Raw genomic sequence first — 13,964 nt, forward strand, 5'->3', positions numbered from 1 at the left:
ACATTCGCTATTTACTGTAACAAAGAGCCATGAATCTGACCATTCGGCAGTTGCGCTATGTCTGCGAAGTCGCCCGCCTTGGCAGCGTGCTGGCGGCCTCCAGATCGCTCTACATCTCGCAATCCTCCATCCTCGGGGCGATCACTCTGGCCGAGGCCGGGATGGGGGCGCGCATTTTCGACAGGCGGCCGGCGCGCGGCGTCTCCATCACGCCGGCCGGCCAACGCTTCGTCGCCGCCGCCCGCATCATGCTGGCGGCGGAAACGGAGTTCAACCGGTCGATCGGAGACCTCAACGGGCGCGTGCCGAAGGTCCTGCGCATCGGCTGCTTCGAGCCGTTCGGCGCGCTGTTCATGCCGGAGATGCTGCGCAGCTATCTCGACAGCGTCGGCGATGTCGAGATCGACCTTGTCGAGGCCGACCAGGTCCAGTTGCAGGAACGGCTTGTCGCCGGCCAGATCGATCTGGCCATTCTCTACGATATCGGTCCAATCGGTATCGACAGCGTCACCCGCATCTGCAAGGTACCGGCGCATGCCGTGCTCAATGCAGACGATCCCCTTGCCGCGCGCGACGGCATCTGGCTGGCGGAACTGGCGGCACGTCCGCTGGTGCTGCTCGACCTGCCGCACACGGCGACCTATCTCCTGACCCTGTTCGACGTGCTGGCGAAACGGCCGGAGGTGCGCTTTCGCACGCGCTCTTACGAAACGGTGCGCTCGGCCGTCGCCTCCGGCTTCGGCATGGCCGTCCTCAACATGCGGCCGATCGGCCGCGCCACCGCCGATGGCGAGGGGATCGTTCGAAGACCAATCCTCGATGAACTGCCGCCACCGACGCTGATCGTCGCCGACATGTACGGTTCGGCAAAGCCACTCTTCGTGCGTGTCTTCATCGACATGTTCCATCGCTTTTTCAGCGCGGTGGGCCCTTCGGGCTTTTCGGTGACGACGCCGGAGCGCGAACCTTTTCTACTGGTCGCCAGGGAGGATGGCTGAGCCGCCCCCTTGGCGTTGCGGACATTTACAGGACTGGCGTTGCAACCGCGCCGGAGGCGCGGGTTCCGGATCGAGATGTTCGAGATCGACGGCCGGCTCGGCGAAGCCTACCGGCGCGACAAATGACGAAGCCGGCGCATAGATTGCATGAGCACTGGCCGTTGCCGCTAAACTGAAGTTTTGGCGCAACCACTCGGTTGCGGGCGCGTTTGTGAGCAAGGGCATCGATTGGAGGGATAGATTCGTCAACAGTTCCAAGCAAAAGCGCCCGAATTACGAAACTCGCTGCGGTGCGCTGGCTCGCGCTGTGGTTATGCTTGGGAACCTGTTCCAGCTGCTCGGGAGCCCAGTCGGCGCTTGATCCGGCTGGAGAGGAAGCGCGCCAGATCGCTGACCTTTTCTGGCTCATGGCCATTGCTGGCGGTTTTATCTGGCTGACGGTCATCGGTCTTCTGGTCCACGCGACGCGTCATGAGCGCACTCCCATAGACGAGCGTATTGCAAGCCGGCTAATTTTCTGGGGCGGGGCAGCCATTCCTTCGCTACTCCTCTTTCTCTTGCTAGGCTATGCGCTTTGGTTGATGCCTGGACTGAGACCTTTCGCACGAGCCGGCGAAGCCAATGGTCTCAGGATCGAAGTGACCGGTGAGCAATTCTGGTGGCGGGTCGCCTACCACCCGGCTGACGGCGGAGTTCCTATTCTTTCCGCCAACGAGATCAGGCTGCCGGTTGGCGAGCGCGTCGAGTTCTTGCTGAAAAGCACCGACGTCATCCATTCCTTCTGGATTCCCGCGCTCGGTGGCAAGATGGACATGATCCCGGGTCGCGTGAATCGGCTCTCGTTGCTGGCTACCAAACCTGGCACCTACCGCGGCCCTTGCGCGGAATATTGCGGGACCTCGCACGCGCTGATGACCTTCACGGCCGTCGCCATGCAGCCCGCTGCCTTCCGGGAATGGCTGGCTGTGCGGGCGAACCCTTCGCCCGGCGCATCCTTGCCCGGACGCGACATATTCCTTCGCAACGGCTGCGGCGCGTGCCACCGCGTTGCGGGCACACAAGCTGAGGGTGGTGTCGGCCCGGATCTCTCGCATATGGGTTCGCGGGGAACGATTGGTGCCGGCGTTTTGCCCACCGACGATGAGGCCGTTCGTAGCTTCATCGCCCATCCGCATTTGATCAAGCCGGGTTCGAAGATGCCCGACTTCAACATGTTGCCCCAACAGGACATCGCCGAAATCGCCTCCTGGCTGAAGGGGCTCGAATGACAACCCTCAAAGCCCGCATCAAGCGAAACGCCTTGCCCTCCGCAGAGAAGATCGAGGAAGAACAGCTGCGCCTCGTCTGGAAGACGCCGATCGGCTGGCGTTACTGGACTTCGGTCAACAATACGCAGGTTGGCCTCTGGTACGGGGGTGCGGCCTTTGCCTTCATGCTGTTTGGCGGCGTGCTGGCGCTTCTTGTGCGCACGCAACTCGCGGTTCCGGGAAACAATTTCCTCTCTGCCGACTTCTATAACCAGGCCTTCACGCTGCACGGCACCGTGATGATGTTCCTGTTTGCCGTGCCCATCTTCGAGGCCGTCGCCATCTTTCTGCTGCCGCCAATGCTCGGTGCGCGTGAACTGCCATTTCCCCGTCTCGGCGCCTTCGGCTTCTGGAGCTTTCTGATCGGCGGTGTCTTCGTTTGCGGTTCGATCTTCTTCGACGCCGCTCCCTCTTCAGGCTGGTTCATGTATCCGCCTCTTGCCACTGACAAGGCATATTCCGGCATTGGTGCCGACATCTGGCTGCTGGGCCTCTCCTTTATCGAAGTCGCCTCCATTGCTGCGGCGGTCGAACTGATCGTCGGCATCATGAAGTGCCGCGCGCCGGGCATGCGCATCAACCTAATGCCACTGTTCGCCTGGTACCTGCTGATCGTCGCGGGCATGATCCTATTCGCTTTTCCGCCGCTGATCGCCGGCGACATCTTGTTTGAGATGCAGCGCATGTTCGACTGGCCGTTCTTCGACCCGACGCGGGGCGGCGACCCACTGCTGTGGCAGCACCTGTTCTGGATCTTCGGGCACCCCGAGGTCTACATCATCTTCTTGCCCGCCATCGCGCTGATAGCGATGATCGTGCCAACCTTTTCGCAACGTCCGATCGTCGGCTATTCCTGGATCGTGCTTGCCGCTGTCGGCACCGGCTTCCTATCGTTCGGCCTCTGGGTCCACCACATGTTCGCGACCGGCCTGCCGCAGATCTCGCTGGCATTCTTCTCGGCCGCCTCGGAAGCGGTCGCGATTCCAACCGGCGTGCAGATCTTCGTCTTCATCGCCACCATGCTGGCCGGACGTGTCATCTTCTCGGTGCCGATGCTGTTCGGCGCCGGCGGGCTCGCTATCTTCGTCATCGGCGGGCTGACCGGCGTGATGGTCGCGCTCGTGCCGTTCGACTGGCAGGCGCACGATACCTATTTTATCGTCGCACATCTGCATTACGTGCTGATCGGTGGAATGCTGTTCCCGCTGGTCGCCGGCGTTTACTATTACTATCCGCTGATCAATGCGCGGATGCTCTCGCCCCGTCTCGGGCGCACCGCCTTCTGGCTGATGTTTGCCGGCTTCAACGTCGCCTTCTTTCCGATGCATCTCAGCGGCCTGCGCGGGATGCCGCGCCGCGTCTTCACCTACCCCGAGGGGATCGGTTGGGACTGGCTGAATCTCATCTCCACGATCGGCGCCTATGTTTTCGCGGCAGGGGTGCTGGTGGTTGTCTTCGATGTTGTACGGCCGAAGCATCGCGAACCCCGCAGCGAGCAGAATCCGTGGAAGGCGGGCACGCTCGAATGGCTGAACGAGCCCGAGGAGAACTGGGGCGTTCGATCCATTCCGATCATCGAGAGCCGGTATCCGCTTTGGGACCAGGCGGATCTGATGCAAAAGGTCAATGAGGGCGCCTATTATCTTCGCAGTGCCAAGGAGAATCGCCGCGAGACGCTCATCACCTCGGTGCTCGACGCCCATCCGCTGCAGTGCCAGCGCGTGGCGACATCAACCACGATCACAATAATCTCGGCCGCATTGCTCGGCGGCGTTTTCGTCGCGCTCACCTTCGAACTCTGGATCCTCGCCCTATTGTCGGGCATCGGCACGCTCTCTGCCATTTTGTGGTGGCTCTGGACCGGCACCGGCGAAACCCCGGAAAAGAAGACCAAGGATGTCGGCCTTGGACTGCGCTTGCCGCTCTATGCCTCCGGTCCGGATTCTGTTGGCTGGTGGGCGATGTTCATTACGATGGTTGGCGACGGAACTGCCTTCGCCAGCCTCATCTTCGGCTATTTCTTCTACTGGACCATCCATCCCGACTTCACTCTGGGGCAGCCGGGTCCCGGTATGCGGTGGCCGATGATCGCGCTGTCTCTCTTCGTCGCCGCATGGGTCGCGATGCTTGGTGCGCGCCGACTGAACGCAAGCGGGTGGATCGACGGCGCACGCGTTGCGCTTGTTGCCGCGTTTCTGCTGACGCTTGCTGCCTCTGCAGCCGGTTTTGCCGGACCCTGGCAGCATGACATGCAGCCGACAGCGCATGTCTATCCGGCGATCGTCTGGATTCTCGTCATCTGGGCGCTTGCTCATGCCGCGGTCGGATCCGTCATGCAGCTCTATTGCCTTGCGCGCAGCCTCGCCGGTCGCCTGACGCGGGAGCACGACATGGAACTGCACAACGTCGCGCTCTACTGGCATTTTATGGCGATCACCGCTGTCATCACCTTCGCCGTCATCGGCCTTTTCCCTGAAGCGATGTGAGACGGTGATGCGCATCATTCCCAAAGAGGTCGAAACGCTCTGGACGCTCTTCACCGCGCCCGTGATCTGGGCCGGACATTTCCTCGCCTGTTACGCACTGGCCGCAATCTGGTGTGCAAAGCGCGGTGACCTCGGTTTCGCTGTCGTCCAGGCTGGCATAGTGGCTATGACGCTGGCGGCACTCGCGATGATCGTCTTGTCCGGGTGGCTCGCCTGGAGGCAGTGGGGCTTCGGCACGAACGATCCGCCGCACGACGATCCCACAGCGACGGACCGCAACCTCTTCCAGGGGTTTGCCACGCTGCTGCTTTGCGGCCTGAGCTTCGTCGCCGTGCTCTACGTGGCGCTGCCGCTGCTCTTCATCGACGGATGCTCTTCATGAGGACGGCAAGCCTGTTGCTGGGCTTCGTCACCCTCGCGCTGGTCTGGGCGGGACCGCTGCTCAATGCGTGGCGTGGCTCGTTCGCGGCCCACATGCTTGCCCACATGGGCGTCGTCGCGATCGCGGCGCCGCTGATCGCAATCGGTATTGCCAGGACGATACGCTCCGTGGCCACCGCCGCTCCCCTTATCGCCTCTCTCGTCGAACTGATTGTCGTCTGGGGCTGGCATGCGCCGGCTGCGCGCCAGTGGGCCGAGACATCGACCATCGCCACCATGATCGAGCAGGTGTCCTTCCTTGGCGCCGGGCTGTTCCTGTGGCTGACGTGCGTGGCGCCGCGCAATTCCGATGCGCCGGCTAGGGACGCTGCCGGCGCCTTCGCGTTGCTCCTGACCTCCATCCACATGACGTTGCTTGGCGCGCTGCTCTCGCTCGCCTCGCGACCGCTCTATGGCCTCGGCGATGTGACGTGCTTCGGCCTCGTGCTCGGGGCGGGACAGGACCAGGCGCTCGGCGGCATCATCATGTTGATGATCGGCGCTGCCGCTTACCTCGCTGGAGGCGTCTTCCTGCTTGCCAGGCTCCTAGGCGGCAAAACCGAGAGGCTGGCCGGCTGATGCACGTCAACTGGAAACACTTGGCGATAGGCCTGGCGATTTTGCCGGCCGCCGTGCTTTTCGCGACCTGGATCGGCTTCTTCAACGTTGGCGCCTCGACCGGCCACTGGAAGGTGACCGAGTGGTTCCTGCACTTCGCCATGCGCTCGGCCGTACGGACATACGCACTCACGGTCAAGGTGCCGGACGAGCTGCCGCGCTACGCTATTCAGCCGGCTGCCGGCCATTTCGCGCGCGGCTGCGCCATCTGCCACGGCGCGCCCGGGGAACCGCGCTCGCCCGCCGTCCTTGCGATGCTGCCGCAGCCGCCGGACCTTGTCGGCAAGGTCGGCGAATGGACGGACGCCGAACTCTTCCGCATCGTCCAGCACGGCGTGCGCTTCACCGGCATGCCGGCCTGGCCGACGCAGCAGCGCGACGATGAAGTCTGGGCGATGGTCGCCTTCCTGCGCGAACTGCCGATGATGGACGAGGCGCGGTGGCGCGACCTTGCTTATGGCAGTAGCGAACCGTCGACTGGCCAAACACAAGGCCTCGAGCGCGCACTCGCCGACTGTACCCGCTGCCACGGCACGGATGGGCTCGGCCGGAGCCCCGCAACGCCCGTCTTGGCCTCTCAGCGCGAAACCTATCTTCTTGAAAGTTTGAGAGCCTACGCTGCCGGCCACCGCCAGAGCGGTGTCATGGGAATTTCTGTCACCGCTGTCGACCCTGCACTCCTCGCCGATCTCGCGCGGCATTTTTCCGCGCTGCCTGCGCCTGCAACGTCGACGCAACCGGACCGTGCCCGGATCGCGCGTGCCGATGAGATCGCGCGACGCGGCATCCCGGAGCGCGACGTTCCGGCATGCCTGGGTTGCCACGGTCGTCCGGACCGCAACCCCATCTATCCGGAACTGTCCGGACAGCCCGCCAAATACATTGCGACCCAGCTCGAGCTTTTCCGCGAGGAAAAGCGCGGCGGCACGCGCTTCGCCCATCTGATGCGCAACGCTGCTAAAAACCTCTCGGACGAAGATATTGCCGCACTGGCCGCCTATTTCGCGCAAATGTCGCGTGCCGCCGCAACCGGAACGCCCTGATGGCGTTACGTCACTGTCCCAATCTCGGGAATATCTGATGCGAAAAATTCTCGGCGTTTTACTCGTCATTGTCGCCTTCGTCGTAATCGCGGGGGCGAGCTTGTTCTTCTTCTCGCGCGAACAGGCCACTCTTCCGATCGAGCAGACCTACGGTCCAAACCCGACGCTCGCCGAACCCAATCCGACCTGGATACCCACGGTCCACGTTGCCGAGGCGACCCCTTGGCCCCAAGGCAAGATGCCGGTCGCCGCCCAAGGCTTCGCCGTCAACGAATTCGCTGGCGGCCTCGACCATCCGCGCTGGCTGCACGTGCTGCCCAATGGCGACGTGCTGGTCGCCGAAAGCAACGCGCCGCCAAAACCTGACGAAGGTTTTTCCATACGTGGCTGGTTCATGAACCTGTTCCAGAGCCGGGCTGGCGCCGAGGTGCGGAGCGCCAACCGTATCTCGCTGTTACGCGACGAGAACGGCGATGGCGTGGCTGAGATCAGGACAGCCCTCCTCAGCAGCCTCTTCTCGCCCTTCGGCATGACGCTGCTCGACGGCAAGCTCTATGTCGCCAATGCCGACGCGGTCGTCACTTTCCCCTATCGCGACGGCACCACCGAGATCACTGCTCCGTCCGAGAAGATCGTCGACCTTCCGGCCGGCCGCAATCACCATTGGACCAAGGACGTCATTGCCAGTCCGGACGGAACGAAGCTCTATGCCACCGTGGGCTCCAACTCCAATGTCGGCGAAAACGGCATGGAGGAGGAAGAAGGCCGCGCCGCCGTGCACGAAATCGACCTCGCGACGCGGCAGACGCGGCTCTTTGCGTCGGGTCTGCGCAACCCGAACGGCCTCTCCTGGAGCCCTGAAAGCGGGGAACTCTGGGCGGTCGTCAACGAGCGTGACGAGATCGGCAGCGACCTCGTTCCCGACTACATGACATCGGTCAGGGATGGCGCCTTCTACGGCTGGCCCCACAGCTATTTCGGCCAACACATCGATGTCAGGGCGCAGCCACCACGTCCGGACCTCGTCGGCAAGGCGATCGTGCCCGACTACGCACTCGGGGCGCACACCGGGTCGCTTGGGCTCACCTTCAACACCGCCGACCTGTTCGGCCCGCACATGAAGAATGGCGCCTTTGTCGGCCAGCATGGTTCATGGAATCGCATGCCGCGAAGCGGCTACAAGGTGATCTTCGTGCCGTTTGCCGACGGCAAGCCGTCGGGGCCGCCACAGGACGTGCTCACCGGATTTCTGAGCAACGATGACAAGGCATTCGGCCGTCCGGTTGGCGTCGCCATCGACCGAACTGGCGCATTGCTGATCGCGGATTATGTGGGCAACAAGATTTGGCGGATTATCCCGGCGGCCGACTAGGCCGGCGCGTTGCTTCGGCGCGTGGAAGGGTTGGGCTCATGGGCCAAAACGACCGAGGAGCCGAGCGGATCGTCACCATTTTTGGCGAAACAGGGTTTCTCGGGGGACGATCGAGATGCCGATGGCGCTCGGTCTGGTTGGCGGCGCCACCAGACGCGTCCGCTGCCCACATCGCGCTCAAGATCCTCGGGGTGAAGGGTGCGCAGGAACTGGCCGGGGCGGCGGTGACCGTCGGCCTGGCACAGAACATGGCGGCGATCCCGGCGCTGGCCAACTTATCCTGAATGAGTGTGCGAGAAGAATGCATGGCTCCAAGTTGGCTTGCGGTTTGCGCGCCCAAGGCTGGTTTGATCAACTGCACACCAGGACCGTGACGATAATTGAAACCGTCGCGAGCTCCGGCCCTTGGGCCAAACGGCCACATAAGTTTATTCGTTTTTGACCAATACGCGCCGGCGGATTCCTGTAATCTTCAGAAAAACACCGGGCTAACCGGGGCCAACCAGAAAGGTCGGGGAATGAAATACGTCGTCGATACGATCGGCGGTCCCACAGGCGGTGATGCCTGGCAAGCCGCTGTTACCGAAGCCTATTTTCCGCTCGACACCGAGTATCGGAACCGTCGTGAATTTTCAGGCACGCTGGAAACCTTCTCGCTTGGGCTCGTCAGCGTGTCTAAAATGCGCTGCGATGCCGTAAGCTATCGCCGCCATCGCCGCCACTTCCTCAACGAACGTGACGCCAGCCTGCTCATCACCATCCCGGAGATGTCGGAGGTGAATTTCTCGCAAGGGTCGAGGACCGTCAATTGCGGTCCGGGGGGCTTCCTCGTTGAGAGGGGAGATGCGCCTTACGAATTCTGGCACGGTAAGCCAAACGCGCTGTGGGTCCTGAAGGTGCCGTCGTCGAGCGTTCGGGCGCGGATCGGGTCTGCCGAACGGCTCAGTGCGCTCAGTTTCGACGCAACCCAAGGCGTCGCCGCGCTCTTCCTTGACACGGTGCGAACCACGATCGGCCATGTCGATGAGATCACTGAAGTCGCTCGTGAGATGATGGGCAGGCACATCCTGGAAATGCTGTGCCTGTCGATCGTGAGCGACGATCGCGTGCTGGACAGCAGCATCTCGTCGATCCGGGCCGGCCATTTGCATCGTGCCGAGCAGTATATTCGCGACAATCTGAAGAATTCCGGCCTCGGCCCGCAGGCGGTGGCCGATGCCTGCGGGATTTCCCTGCGTTACCTGCAGGTTCTTTTTCAGGACAGCAACCAGTCGATCAACGGCTTCATCCGCGACGCCCGGCTTGAGCTTTGCTCCGAGGAACTGATGTCGGTGACCAACATCAGCAGCGTTGCCGAGATTGCTTACCGCTGGGGCTTTGCCGACCAGTCTCAATTCTGCAAGCACTACCGGACGCGGTTCGGTTGCGCACCGACTGATACCCGTCGCGAAGCAGCGAACCGGGCAGGCCGCGCTTCGACCTCAAGAGAGCGGCACTAGACCCGGCGAAATCCGGGCCAATTCCCATAATCTATTGCGACGCCGCCCCGGCAAGGGCGGCGAAAGCCGGGCCTTGCCCGCAAATATCCCGCGAAGGAACTGTCATGAGCAGAATAAGAGTTGCCGTCGATGTCGGAGGGACTTTCACCGACATTTGCATCATGGACGAAGATAGCGGCGCGATCCGCATCGAGAAGACCGCCTCCACGCCTGACGATCCCATGCAGGCGATCATGAATGGCGTGGAGCAGGGCCGCATCGATCTTTCGGAGGTGACGCTGTTCTCTCATGGTACGACGGTCGCCACCAATGCGCTGATCACCCGCCGCCTGCCACGCACCGCAATGGTCTGCACCGAGGGTTTCCGTGATGTTGTCGAGATCCGCCGCGCCAACAAGGAAGACCTCTGGGACACCTACAAGGATGTCGCCAAGCCCTATATCCCGCGCCGCGACCGGCTGACGGTCCGGGAACGGGTCAGTGCCGAGGGCACGATCCTGGAAGCACTGGACGAAGAGGCCGCTCACCGCGTCGCGGAAATTCTCGTCAAACGGCAGGTCAAGTCCATCGCCGTCTGCTTCATGAACTCCTATGTCAACGGCGCCAATGAGCGCCGCATGCGTGAGATTCTGAAGGAGGCCATGCCGGATCTGCCGGTTTCGATCTCCTCGGAGGTGATGCCGGAAATCTTCGAGCACGAGCGTTTTTCCACCACCATGGCCAACGCCGTCTGCGCCCCGGTCGTCGTCGACTACGTGTCGCGTCTCGGAGAAAAGCTTGCCGCGGCCGGATACAAGCGAGATCTCCTGTTGCTGCACAGCGGTGGCGGGGTCATGACACCCGCAAGCGTCAGGGATTTCTCAGCCCGGCTCGCAGGATCGGGCATTGCCGCCGGTGCGATCGCAAGCCGCTTCATCGGAAATCTCTGTGGCTTCCAGAACTCGATCGGCTTCGACATGGGCGGCACCAGCACCGACGTCTCGCTCGCATGGAACGGGGAGTCGCGCATCACAAAAGACTGGTACATCGAATTCGGATATCCGATCCGCTTCCCCTCCATCGAGGTGCTGACCATCGGCGCGGGCGGCGGTTCGTTGGCATGGCAGGACGAGGGCGGCAGCTTGCGCAACGGACCGCAGTCCGCCGGCGCGTTTCCGGGCCCTGCCTGTTACAAGAATGGCAACCGCACCGCCACCAACACCGACGCCAATGTCGTGCTCGGTCGTCTCGGCACCAGCCTTGCGGGCGGCAAGATCACGCTCGACCCCGCTCTGGCCGCCCAGGCGGTGCAGGAGACTGTGGCGACACCCTTCAGCATGGAACTCCACCAAGCGGCCGAGGCGATCATCGCTGTCGCCAACGCCAATATGGGCAATGCCGTCCGGCTTCTCTCCATCAGCCGGGGCTATGACCCACGAGACTTTGCGCTCGTCGCATTCGGCGGTGCAGGCGCTTTGCACGGAGCGGCCGTGGCGAAGGAGCTTTCGATTCCAACCGTGATCGTGCCGCCCAATCCTGGCGTCACCTCCGCGCTCGGTTGCCTTCTCGTCGACGTGCAGCATGATTTCTCCGAAAGCTTCATGGCCGATGCTTCGACGGTCTCGCCCGCCGAGATGCAGACGGCCTTTGTTCTGATGGAAGAACAGGCGGTTGAGCGCCTGACCCATGAGGGCGTGGCGCGCGAAGACATGGCGCTGCAGCGTACGGTCGAGATGATGTACCAGGGCCAGTGGCGCTCACTCGCGGTGTCAGCCCCGGCGCGGATCGAGAGCATCTGCTCGCTGATAGAGGCATTCCACAACGAGCACGAACGCGAGTTCAACTACCGCCGCGAAGAGGCGCCGGTGTCGATCTTCCGCATCGCGGTCAAGGCGATCGGCATCGTACCGAAAGCCGAGATGCCGCGGCATGAAGTCTTGCCGCACAAGCCACAGCCGGTCGGCCGCCGCGGCGTCTGGTTCGACGGCGTATCTCATGATGCGGCTGTCTATGAACGCGACCAACTCAGCGCCGGCGCTGCCTTTGCGGGACCCGCCATCGTCGAACAGTTCGATTCCACCACCGTGGTTCCGCCGGGAATGAGCGCCACCGTCGACGACTTCCTGAACATTCTCATCGTGACGAAAGGCTGAGACATGACAAAGCTGATTGAAACGAGCCCTGGCCTCGATCCGGTAACGTTCGAGGTGCTGAAAAACTCCTTCATCACCACCGTCGACCAGATGGCCGAACAGATGCTTCGCACCTGCTATTCCTTCGTCATCTACAACCGAGACTTTTCGAACGCCCTGCACGACGCCGATGGCAACTCCGTTGCCCAGGGCAACTACGACATCGCGGTCCATGTCGGCACACTGCACAACACATGCAAGGAGGTGATCCGGGTCTTCGAAGGCGATATGGCACCCGGTGACGTCTACGCAATCAACGATCCCTATGCCGGCGGTACGCATTTCAGCGATGTTCGGCTCGTCCGACCGATCTTCGATGAAGACAAACTGATCGGCTTCTCCCAGTCGAACGGACACTGGTCGGATCTCGGCGGCTCGGTGCCGGGTTCCTTCGACGTCACCGCCCGCGACATGTTTCGCGAAGGCCTGCGGATCACGCCGTTGCGCCTTTTCCAGCGCGGCCGCTTCTGCTCCGACGTCGCCAACATGATCGCGGCCAACACGCGCGATCCCGCGTCGATCATTGGCGACATCCATTCCCAGGCGCAGGCGACGCAGGCCGCCGAGCGCGAACTGTTGCGGCTGGTCAAGAAGTACGGACGCGGCCAGGTCATGCGCGGGATGGAGGAGGTTCAGGACTACGTCGAACGTGCCGTGCGAAAGCGTCTCGCGGAACTGCCCGACGGCACTTGGGAGACGGTCGACTACATCGACCGGGATCTCGGTGCCGGCGAAGGCATGATCCCGATCCGCATCAAGATGACGATCAAGGGCGACACGATCCACTACGACTTTACGGGAAGCCATTCGACCATTGCCTCGATGTACAATTCCGCCCCGGGCGCGACCTTCTCGGCCGTGGTCGCCGGCATGAAAACCTTCTTTCCGGACCTCCCGCTCAACAGCGGATTTTACCGGATGATCGAGGTGACTGCGCCAAAGAACAGCATCGTCAGTGCGGAATGGCCGGTGGCGGTGACCGGGTTCCTGATGCCGTTCGAAAAGATCATGAACGCGATCTTCGAGATGTGGTCGAAGATCATGCCCGAACGCGCTATCGCCTGCGCCTTCAACCTCGAATATCTGCTGGCCGGGGGACGGGACGCGCGCAAACCCGAAAAGCCGATCTTCATGTTCTACGAATGGCTGCCGGGCGGTTGGGGCGGGCGCAACGGCAAGGATGGTGCCGATGTCACCACCGCCTGCTTCGGAACCGGGTTGATGTCGCAACCGAACGAAGGCAACGAACGGGTGAATCCGACTCGGACGGTCGAGTTCCAGATCAAGCAGGATTCAGCCGGGCCCGGCAAATGGCGGGGCGGCGTCGGCGTGCAGAAGACCTCGTTGCTGCTTGAGGCTGAAAATGCCGTCATGTCCTATATTTGCGACCGCGAGCGCGCTGTCGTCTGGGGTGTCGAAGGAGGCCTGCCGTCGATGCCCCACGGCTTGACCATGAAGCGCGCCGGAGAAGAGACCGAGATCTGGCTCGGCTCCGTATTCTCCGATTACTCCGTCCACACAGGCGACCAGTTCGCTCGTCCGACGGCCGGCGGCGGCGGTTTCGGCGATCCACTGCAGCGCGAGCCCCGCAAGGTGATGGAGGACGTGATCGACGACTACGTTTCCCTGGAGCGCGCCAAGACTGACTACGGCGTGGTGATCCGCGAAATCGACCGCGACCTGTGCCAGTACGAAATCGACGGGACGGCAACCGAAGCCTGCCGTGCCGACATCCGGGCGAAACGGAAGGACTGGGCACGCATGGATCCTGAGGAGGTCGCGCGCAAATATCGCTCCGGCGAGATCGATACGCTCGATGCGGTTCGGCACTATGCCGTGATCCTCGACTGGGAGACTGGCGAACTCCTCCCCAGAACCACCGCCCAGTTCCGTGAGAGCTTTGAGAAACGCACGGTCGCTCACTGGGCCTGAGCGCCAAAGAGCACGCCGCAGAGTTATCTGTTTTTTCGATACGATACTCAAAGAATTACTATTTCACAGGAGCCTAAAGCTGGAGCAACAATGCTGCAGCGCCGCGAAAGTTGGCTGC

General features: G+C 62.4%; 11 protein-coding genes. All 11 read left to right on the forward strand.

The genetic code is table 11. The features are described 5' to 3' along the window. The first annotated feature begins 29 nt into the window (after window positions 1-29). The 11 genes from NKJ11_RS25070 to NKJ11_RS25120 all read left to right on the forward strand — a co-directional run bounded on the left by NKJ11_RS25070 (window position 30) and on the right by NKJ11_RS25120 (window position 13,846). Window positions 30-998, forward strand: a complete 969-nt coding sequence (locus NKJ11_RS25070; protein WP_352628410.1) for a LysR family transcriptional regulator — start codon at window positions 30-32, stop codon at window positions 996-998. Window positions 999-1,288: 290 nt separating this feature from the next. Next, the gene (gene coxB / locus NKJ11_RS25075) at window positions 1,289-2,266 is read left to right on the forward strand and encodes a cytochrome c oxidase subunit II (protein WP_281040870.1); all 978 of its coding nucleotides are present in this window, start codon (window positions 1,289-1,291) and stop codon (window positions 2,264-2,266) included. Then, complete coding sequence (gene ctaD, locus NKJ11_RS25080; RefSeq protein WP_352794546.1) at window positions 2,263-4,791, forward strand: cytochrome c oxidase subunit I; 2,529 nt, start codon at window positions 2,263-2,265, stop codon at window positions 4,789-4,791. The genes coxB and ctaD overlap by 4 nt, the downstream gene beginning before the upstream one ends. A gap of 7 nt (window positions 4,792-4,798) precedes the next feature. Continuing rightward, window positions 4,799-5,173 carry a hypothetical protein gene (locus NKJ11_RS25085; RefSeq protein WP_127294296.1) on the forward strand — a complete coding sequence of 125 codons (375 nt, stop codon included), beginning with the start codon at window positions 4,799-4,801 and terminating at the stop codon, window positions 5,171-5,173. Continuing rightward, window positions 5,170-5,790 (forward strand): cytochrome c oxidase assembly protein, encoded by a 621-nt coding sequence (locus NKJ11_RS25090; RefSeq protein ID WP_352628416.1) that lies wholly within the window; start codon window positions 5,170-5,172, stop codon window positions 5,788-5,790. The genes NKJ11_RS25085 and NKJ11_RS25090 overlap by 4 nt, the downstream gene beginning before the upstream one ends. A 20-nt stretch (window positions 5,791-5,810) precedes the next feature. After that, window positions 5,811-6,872 (forward strand): c-type cytochrome, encoded by a 1,062-nt coding sequence (locus NKJ11_RS25095; protein ID WP_352628418.1) that lies wholly within the window; start codon window positions 5,811-5,813, stop codon window positions 6,870-6,872. A 37-nt stretch (window positions 6,873-6,909) separates the two neighbouring features. Further along, complete coding sequence (locus tag NKJ11_RS25100; protein WP_352794548.1) at window positions 6,910-8,244, forward strand: PQQ-dependent sugar dehydrogenase; 1,335 nt, start codon at window positions 6,910-6,912, stop codon at window positions 8,242-8,244. 38 nt (window positions 8,245-8,282) lie between these two features. Next, window positions 8,283-8,528: a hypothetical protein gene (locus NKJ11_RS25105; RefSeq protein WP_352628422.1), complete on the forward strand. Its 246-nt coding sequence runs from the start codon at window positions 8,283-8,285 to the stop codon at window positions 8,526-8,528. Window positions 8,529-8,762: 234 nt separating this feature from the next. Next, window positions 8,763-9,743: an AraC-like ligand-binding domain-containing protein gene (locus NKJ11_RS25110; protein WP_023808993.1), complete on the forward strand. Its 981-nt coding sequence runs from the start codon at window positions 8,763-8,765 to the stop codon at window positions 9,741-9,743. 104 nt (window positions 9,744-9,847) lie between these two features. Beyond that, window positions 9,848-11,875, forward strand: coding sequence for a hydantoinase/oxoprolinase family protein (locus NKJ11_RS25115; RefSeq protein ID WP_352610064.1), 2,028 nt, complete (start codon window positions 9,848-9,850; stop codon window positions 11,873-11,875). 3 nt (window positions 11,876-11,878) lie between these two features. Continuing rightward, window positions 11,879-13,846 carry a hydantoinase B/oxoprolinase family protein gene (locus NKJ11_RS25120; protein WP_352610065.1) on the forward strand — a complete coding sequence of 656 codons (1,968 nt, stop codon included), beginning with the start codon at window positions 11,879-11,881 and terminating at the stop codon, window positions 13,844-13,846. The last annotated feature ends 118 nt before the right edge of the window (window positions 13,847-13,964 follow it).

It is taken from the genome of Mesorhizobium sp. M0243, from assembly GCF_040321775.1.
In the GTDB taxonomy this organism is placed as follows: domain Bacteria; phylum Pseudomonadota; class Alphaproteobacteria; order Rhizobiales; family Rhizobiaceae; genus Mesorhizobium.

Coding starts and splice junctions, on each gene's coding strand:
- NKJ11_RS25070 (WP_352628410.1), top strand. CDS start 30: ATGAATCTGACCATTCGGCAGTTGCGCTATGTCTGCGAAGTCGCCCGC.
- ctaD (WP_352794546.1), top strand. CDS start 2,263: ATGACAACCCTCAAAGCCCGCATCAAGCGAAACGCCTTGCCCTCCGCA.
- NKJ11_RS25085 (WP_127294296.1), top strand. CDS start 4,799: ATGCGCATCATTCCCAAAGAGGTCGAAACGCTCTGGACGCTCTTCACC.
- NKJ11_RS25090 (WP_352628416.1), top strand. CDS start 5,170: ATGAGGACGGCAAGCCTGTTGCTGGGCTTCGTCACCCTCGCGCTGGTC.
- NKJ11_RS25100 (WP_352794548.1), top strand. CDS start 6,910: ATGCGAAAAATTCTCGGCGTTTTACTCGTCATTGTCGCCTTCGTCGTA.
- NKJ11_RS25105 (WP_352628422.1), top strand. CDS start 8,283: ATGGGCCAAAACGACCGAGGAGCCGAGCGGATCGTCACCATTTTTGGC.
- NKJ11_RS25110 (WP_023808993.1), top strand. CDS start 8,763: ATGAAATACGTCGTCGATACGATCGGCGGTCCCACAGGCGGTGATGCC.
- NKJ11_RS25115 (WP_352610064.1), top strand. CDS start 9,848: ATGAGCAGAATAAGAGTTGCCGTCGATGTCGGAGGGACTTTCACCGAC.
- NKJ11_RS25120 (WP_352610065.1), top strand. CDS start 11,879: ATGACAAAGCTGATTGAAACGAGCCCTGGCCTCGATCCGGTAACGTTC.